Source organism: Tunicatimonas sp. (assembly GCF_049647865.1).
Classification (GTDB): domain Bacteria; phylum Bacteroidota; class Bacteroidia; order Cytophagales; family Cyclobacteriaceae; genus Tunicatimonas.
In genome coordinates this window covers 1-6,056 of record NZ_JBARYM010000666.1, presented here as the reverse complement: position 1 = coordinate 6,056, position 6,056 = coordinate 1, and the positions used below count along the sequence as shown (strand labels likewise).

The window sequence follows — 6,056 nt, the reverse complement described above, 5'->3', positions numbered from 1 at the left end:
CAGCAATTCCCTGCCGGCCGTTCCATATTTTTCCATCAATTACAATACCGCCGCCTACTCCGGTTCCCATAATTACGCCAAATACCACCCGGGCATGCGGCATCTTTTCTTTTACTACCCCTAAGCGGGCTTCGGCCAAGGCAAAACAATTAGCATCGTTCGCTATCTCAATCGGAATACCTAGTTTAGCTTCTAAATCTTCTTTAAGTGGCTTGCCATTAAGGCAGGTGGTATTACTGTTTTTTAGCGTTTGTAGAATGGGGTCTAAAGTGCCTGGTGTACCAAAGCCCACCTTTTCAGGTTTCAACCCGGTTTCTTCCGAGATTATATCGATCAACTTCTTAATCTGATCCAAAATATGTTCGTAGCCCTGATCCTGTTCGGTAGGAACCCGAGTCCGACAAAGTGATTCGGTACTGTCAGCGTTCTTCAGTACTACGCCCTCAATTTTGGTTCCGCCCAAATCAATACCCCAAAGTGGTTTCATTTATTTAATGGTTCGATGGTTAAATTGTCCTTTACTACTGGTTATTAGTATTTTTTACCCGTCATCATTCCACGGCGGCCCTTCACCCTTTACCTTTCTCCCGCTTCTGGTCTCCAATCAATTGATTTGTAATTCTTTCTCAATTTGCTCTAATGATTTTCCTTTGGTTTCCGGAACAAAGAACCAAACGAACACTAGACTTAAAGCAGCAACTACTGCAAAAATTCCAAAGGAGAATGCCCCTCCTTTATTCGCTAACATCCAGGGAAAAGTTTGGGTAACCAAATACGTAGCACTCCAGTGCATGAACAGAGCCACTGACATAGCAGATCCACGGTACTTGTTCGGGAATATTTCGGATACTAACACCCACATAACAGCCGCGTGCGTGGCGGCGAAAGAAGCGATGTAGCCTAAAATAGAGAACAACACGCCGTATCCGGCTCCCCCATCACCCAAAAATGAAAACGAAAGAAAAGAAAGCGATAAGGTCATTCCCACCGAACCGGCTAGTAGCAGTGGCTTACGTCCCCAGCGATCCACCAAATTGATGGCTACAAACGTAAACAGAAGATTGGTGCCACCAATAGCCACAGTTTGTCGTAAAGCTGATTCTAGGCCAGCCCCCGCACTCTCAAAAATCGTAGGCGCGTAATAAATAATAGCATTAATTCCCACGAGCTGTTGCAGCATTGCCAGAACAATTCCAATTACTGTGATTTTAGCCATGCCCCCTTTGAACAGATCGGCAAAGGCAACTTTTTCTTGTTCGCCCTTCAAAGACTCTTCGATCTCACTCATTTCTTCAGCGATATGACCGTCTCCTTCCAATTTGCGTAGCACTTCTCGCGCCTTGGCCTCCTGATGATTTTTAAATAGCCAGCGGGGGCTTTCAGGAATAAAAAATAACAACCCGAAAAATAGTACGGCAGGAATTGCTTCGCTACCCAGCATATACCTCCAACTATCGTCACCAAAGCTTTCAGCAAACAGTAGGTTGGTAAAGTAAACGACTAAAATACCAATGACAATAGTGAGCTGATTGATAGAAACTAACCTACCTCGGCGATCAGCCGGTGAAATTTCAGCAATGTAGGTGGGTGATAACGCTGACGCAGCTCCAACGCCAATACCTCCTAAAATTCGGGCTAACACAAAAAAAGTAAAGTTGGTAGCTAAAGCGGTACCTACTGCCGAAAAGGTAAACAACACCGCAGTGACCAATAGCACCTTTTTCCGTCCGAACAAATCACTAACGAACCCCGCTGAAAAAGCACCAATAATACAACCCACAATTACGCTGGATACGGCCCACCCCAGCGCGAGTTCGTCCAGATTAAAATATTTCTGAATAAATGGATTAGCCCCAGAAATAACGGCGGTATCAAATCCAAATAAAAAGCCTCCCAGGGCTGCAATAAAGGTAATGGTGTAGATGTAGGTTTGGTGTTTCATAATTGCAGAGTAGCGAAATTTTTACGCCAAAATGCAAATATCACTGTAGTTTACCTAACCCGTTTACAGAAAATTCAACTCAGCAGAAAGAATATCAGTTACATACTTAGGGTTGAACCGTCTTTAAACAGCAGTGCAGAAGGTTGCCACTCGATAGAAAGATCTGAGAGATCAGCACTAATGAGCGCTTCGCTTTCTCCACCGGAGCTCGCTGAATCTTCTATAATATGAAAAACCGCCCGCTCACCAATTCCCAAGGGGCGATCATAAGTTAGAGGCAAAACTTTTACCAACTCACCTTCGGCATCGTTAAAAACTACCTGCCCATTGAAAGAAGAAATATTGCGGTTAGATCGATTATGGAATACGAATTTGTACGTGAAATCCTCCTGGTTCTGAGCATCGGCATAAAACTTATCCATTACGGCAACAATTACGGCCCGCTTCATCTCATTTAGCTTAGCCTGATCACCCTCAGTGGCTGAACCATCTTCGTTGAAATTGCTTGAAGCCGTTGAACTTCTCTCTGGCTCATCAATAAAAACCGTTCCGAACAGTCCTATTCCTACAATCTTTTCGTAATCAGGGAATTGAAGTTCTGTCAGTGAAAACACATAAAAATCTTTTCGTTGCACCGGAGAGGGAAATGGACTCTCAGCAGTAGATACTAACGTGCTATTAAGCTCCTCTGGCGACGTACTTTCGGAATAAGTCAGTAGCGATGGTTGTAATAATTCTTGGTGAGTTGATTTTTCTACAGCACTTCGGTGTTGTTCAATACCTGGATTCGTAAAAAATGCTGTAATTAATAGCACTAGCACTATCAAAACACCTACCCAAATTCCTTTAAGCTGGTGCCCACCCATCTTTGTGGGGGGAGCTGAAGCAAAGGATGCAGGAGGCGGGTTACTGGCAAAACTCGGACGACTTGGAGCGTACGATGCCGGATTTGTTGTAGGCGTAGGCATAGCTGGTCTATTAAAACTAGTACCTGCACTTTGAGGAATATCTACTACTTTTTTGGTAGCAGCAAAAGCTGGTTTTGATTTAGGCTGAAAAGATTTCTTTTTTTCAACGGGGTGGGCCTTTTTACTTGCTGCGGTTTTCTTAGAAAGTGAACGCAGTAGTAGTTCAAGTTCTTCTGCACTCTGAAAATAGTGTTTCACTGAGTGCGATAAGGCCTTGTCCAACTTAGCAGCCGTGCCACTAACTAGTATTACTTCGTGTTGATCCAGCGATTCGTCTTCTCGAGAATACAGGAAAAGATTAGGTTGACTGGGATGTTTCCACTGGATGCAGGGTACACTTCCGTCAATACGAGTTATTTCCTCAAAATAAGTTCTAATTAGTTTAATACGCTCATCTTTAGTCATCTTACAGGAGGTTAGATAGTATCTGCAAAAATAGATACATTACTTTAAACGAAAAACTCTCATTAATCAGTATATGCTAGCCAATAGTTTGTAACCAGTAAATTTGGCTTTATTACCCTCATTACCGTATGCGCCGGGCTGGAATACCCGCGTATACACCAGCTTCGGAAATATCCTGGTGTACGTAGGAATGCGCTCCAATTACTACATTACTTGCAATGTTGGTGCCCTGCCTCACTGTAGCGTGACTACCAACAAACACCTGATTTCCTACCTTTGCCCCTCCGTTGAGAATGGCTCCGGTAGAAATATGACAAAAGTTGCCTACAACTACATCATGTTCCACTACCGCTTGTGTATTTATGATTACGTGACGCCCCACTTGAGCTCCAGCGTTTACCAAAGCAAAGTGCATCACTACCGTGCCCTCAGCTACCGATGCATTGTTAGACACTCGGGCTAAAGGCGAAACAACGCTAGCTAATTTGGCATTAGCCTGAGTTAACTCTTGATCAAGGCGAACTCGTATTTCCGTAGTCTCTATTTGACCTACCGTTATTAGAAAGTAGCAGTCGTCACTTACCAAAGAAGCTAGATTTTCATCAGTGGCAGTTATGCTGTAATTCAGCACCCGCTCACCCAACTTTTCTTGACGATCAGCAATACCCACAATACGAAAATCATGACCAGATTCTATCATATCAATTACTGAACGAGCGTGACCACCCCCACCAACTAGAATTAAGTCACGCATTAGGCACTATGGTTGAAGGAATATTTGCTAGACAAGATTCGGCCCATTCGGCATGGGGAAGAGAACAGTGAAAACGATGATTGAACAGAGGATACCGATGTAATGATTTCCAAGCCGCTCGGGTTTCAATACCCGCTTCGTTCGTTTTTCTAACGAATATATCGCTTTGCTGTTGATCTGGAAAAACTATTGCTTGCAGCCAGTAATTGGAGTACGATTGGGGTGGTTCTTGCATGACTTGCACCTTAAATTCACCAAATAGGTCAGCGTACCAATTATAGAGCTTGCGTTTTTGTTGTACACATTGATCCAGATGCTGCCATTGGGCTAAGCCAAGTGCCGCGTTTAAGGCAGGCATTCGGTAGTTGTAACTCACCTCTTTCACTTCGTTATTCATTGAGCTTTTTAATTGGTTAGCCCGTCGGAATGCCTTTTGGTAAATTGTTTCGTCATTGGTCAGCAGCATTCCCCCTCCCCCACTCGTGATAATTTTATTTCCGTTGAAGCTAAGTACTCCCGCACTACCAAATGTACCGACCGATTGTCCACTTATTGAGCTACCCAGGCCTTCCGCTGCATCTTCTAATACTGGAATATTATACTGTTGGCATAATTGAACAATAGCGGGCAAATTAGCCGGATGACCAAACACATGGATAGGCAGACAGGCTGCAATCCGTCGCCTACTAGCTCGGTGATAACAGTTTCCTGACGAGTCTACTTCCGTTTCCTTGGTTAAAAATTCTTCAAGTGCTGCTGGGCAAAGTCCTAGGGTAGTACGATCAATATCAATGAACAGTGGCTGACTACCTGCTTGAAGAATGGCGTTAGACGTTGCAATAAATGTAAAAGGCGATGTGAGCACCCACTCCTGAGATCTCACTCCTAACGCCATTAACCCTAGATGTAAGGCTGCCGTACCGCTCGACGTTGCTAGTGCATATTTTACTCCTAGCCTACTGGCTACGGCTCTCTCAAATTGCTCAACTTCTTCGCCAATCGTTGATACTTTACGAGAATTCAGACAATTATTGATAAACTGACGTTCATTACCGAACATTGCAGTTTCAATCAAGTAAATTGACTCCGAAGGTCTTCGGTAGTGTTGGCGTACTTCTTGGATAAACCGATTAACCATTGAGAAGCGTTGAGTAGCGATAAAAATAGTAAAAAGAAATTAATAATTCTCTGCCCCTATCCAACCGGCGGTGCACCTAGTCAGCGCTTTCGCTACGAGCAGTATTTGTCTCAGCTTGATAATTACGGATATGATTATCAGATTTATTCCTTTCTGGACGCTGAAACTAACCAAGTACTATATCAAACCGGCCATACTCTACAGAAACTGTTTGGAATTGCTTTAGGGTACTTACGGAGAATAAAGCACCTTTGGCTAATACGTCGGGCCGATGCGGTGCTGATTCATCGGGAAGCTACCCCGCTAGGTCCGCCCTGGGTTGAGTGGATTACGGCTAAACTTCTTAAAAAACCAATTATTATTGACTTCGATGACGCCATCTGGATAGAAGATAAATCAGGAGTAAATCGATGGCTTTCTTGGCTCAAATGGAGAAGTAAAGTTGCCAATGTCTGCCGATGGAGTTATCGGGTGAGTGCCGGAAATACTTACTTGGCTAATTTCGCTCGGCAGCACAATGAGCAGACAATAGTTAATCCCACAACTATTGACACCAAACACTATCACAATCAACTGGTAAACCAACACTCACCATCAGTCACAATTGGGTGGACTGGTTCACACTCTACCCTCAAGTATTTGACAACGATTGTTAGCGTACTAAAGCGATTAGATCAGAATTATGCATTTCAATTTATCGTTATTGCCGACCGACCTCCTGAGTTAGACATACCCAATTTAGATTTTATTAAATGGGATCAATCAACAGAAGTTGAAGACCTAACTAAAATAAATATTGGGGTAATGCCTCTTCCTGATGATCCTTGGGCCCGGGGTAAGTGTGGTTTT

The 6,056-nt window shown here is 43.6% G+C and carries 6 protein-coding genes; 1 reads left to right on the top strand and 5 read right to left on the bottom strand.

Annotation, left to right across the window (positions count from 1 at the left end):
- The 5 genes from WBA23_RS19480 to WBA23_RS19460 all read right to left on the bottom strand — a co-directional run.
- Positions 1-487 (bottom strand): ROK family protein (locus WBA23_RS19480; RefSeq protein WP_424583952.1); only part of this gene is annotated, 487 nt, incomplete at its 3' end.
- 117 nt (positions 488-604) lie between these two features.
- On the bottom strand, positions 605-1,942 hold the full coding sequence (locus WBA23_RS19475) for a sugar porter family MFS transporter (RefSeq protein ID WP_424583951.1): 1,338 nt from the start codon (positions 1,940-1,942) through the stop codon (positions 605-607).
- 98 nt (positions 1,943-2,040) lie between these two features.
- Positions 2,041-3,315 carry a hypothetical protein gene (locus tag WBA23_RS19470; protein WP_424583950.1) on the bottom strand — a complete coding sequence of 425 codons (1,275 nt, stop codon included), beginning with the start codon at positions 3,313-3,315 and terminating at the stop codon, positions 2,041-2,043.
- A gap of 121 nt (positions 3,316-3,436) precedes the next feature.
- Positions 3,437-4,069, bottom strand: a complete 633-nt coding sequence (locus WBA23_RS19465) for an acetyltransferase (protein ID WP_424583949.1) — start codon at positions 4,067-4,069, stop codon at positions 3,437-3,439.
- Positions 4,062-5,207 carry a DegT/DnrJ/EryC1/StrS family aminotransferase gene (locus tag WBA23_RS19460; RefSeq protein WP_424583948.1) on the bottom strand — a complete coding sequence of 382 codons (1,146 nt, stop codon included), beginning with the start codon at positions 5,205-5,207 and terminating at the stop codon, positions 4,062-4,064. Before WBA23_RS19460 ends, WBA23_RS19465 begins: the two co-directional genes overlap by 8 nt.
- Before the next feature lie 9 nt (positions 5,208-5,216).
- Between WBA23_RS19460 and WBA23_RS19455 the strand changes: the two genes are divergently transcribed.
- A partial coding sequence (locus tag WBA23_RS19455; protein WP_424583947.1) for a glycosyltransferase family 1 protein occupies positions 5,217-6,056 on the top strand: 840 nt, incomplete at its 3' end.

What these genes read in the sequence shown, in the direction of transcription:
- WBA23_RS19475 (WP_424583951.1), bottom strand. Translation starts at nt 1,942, where the DNA reads ATGAAACACCAAACCTACATCTACACCATTACCTTTATTGCAGCCCTG.
- WBA23_RS19470 (WP_424583950.1), bottom strand. Translation starts at nt 3,315, where the DNA reads ATGACTAAAGATGAGCGTATTAAACTAATTAGAACTTATTTTGAGGAA.
- WBA23_RS19465 (WP_424583949.1), bottom strand. Translation starts at nt 4,069, where the DNA reads ATGCGTGACTTAATTCTAGTTGGTGGGGGTGGTCACGCTCGTTCAGTA.
- WBA23_RS19460 (WP_424583948.1), bottom strand. Translation starts at nt 5,207, where the DNA reads ATGGTTAATCGGTTTATCCAAGAAGTACGCCAACACTACCGAAGACCT.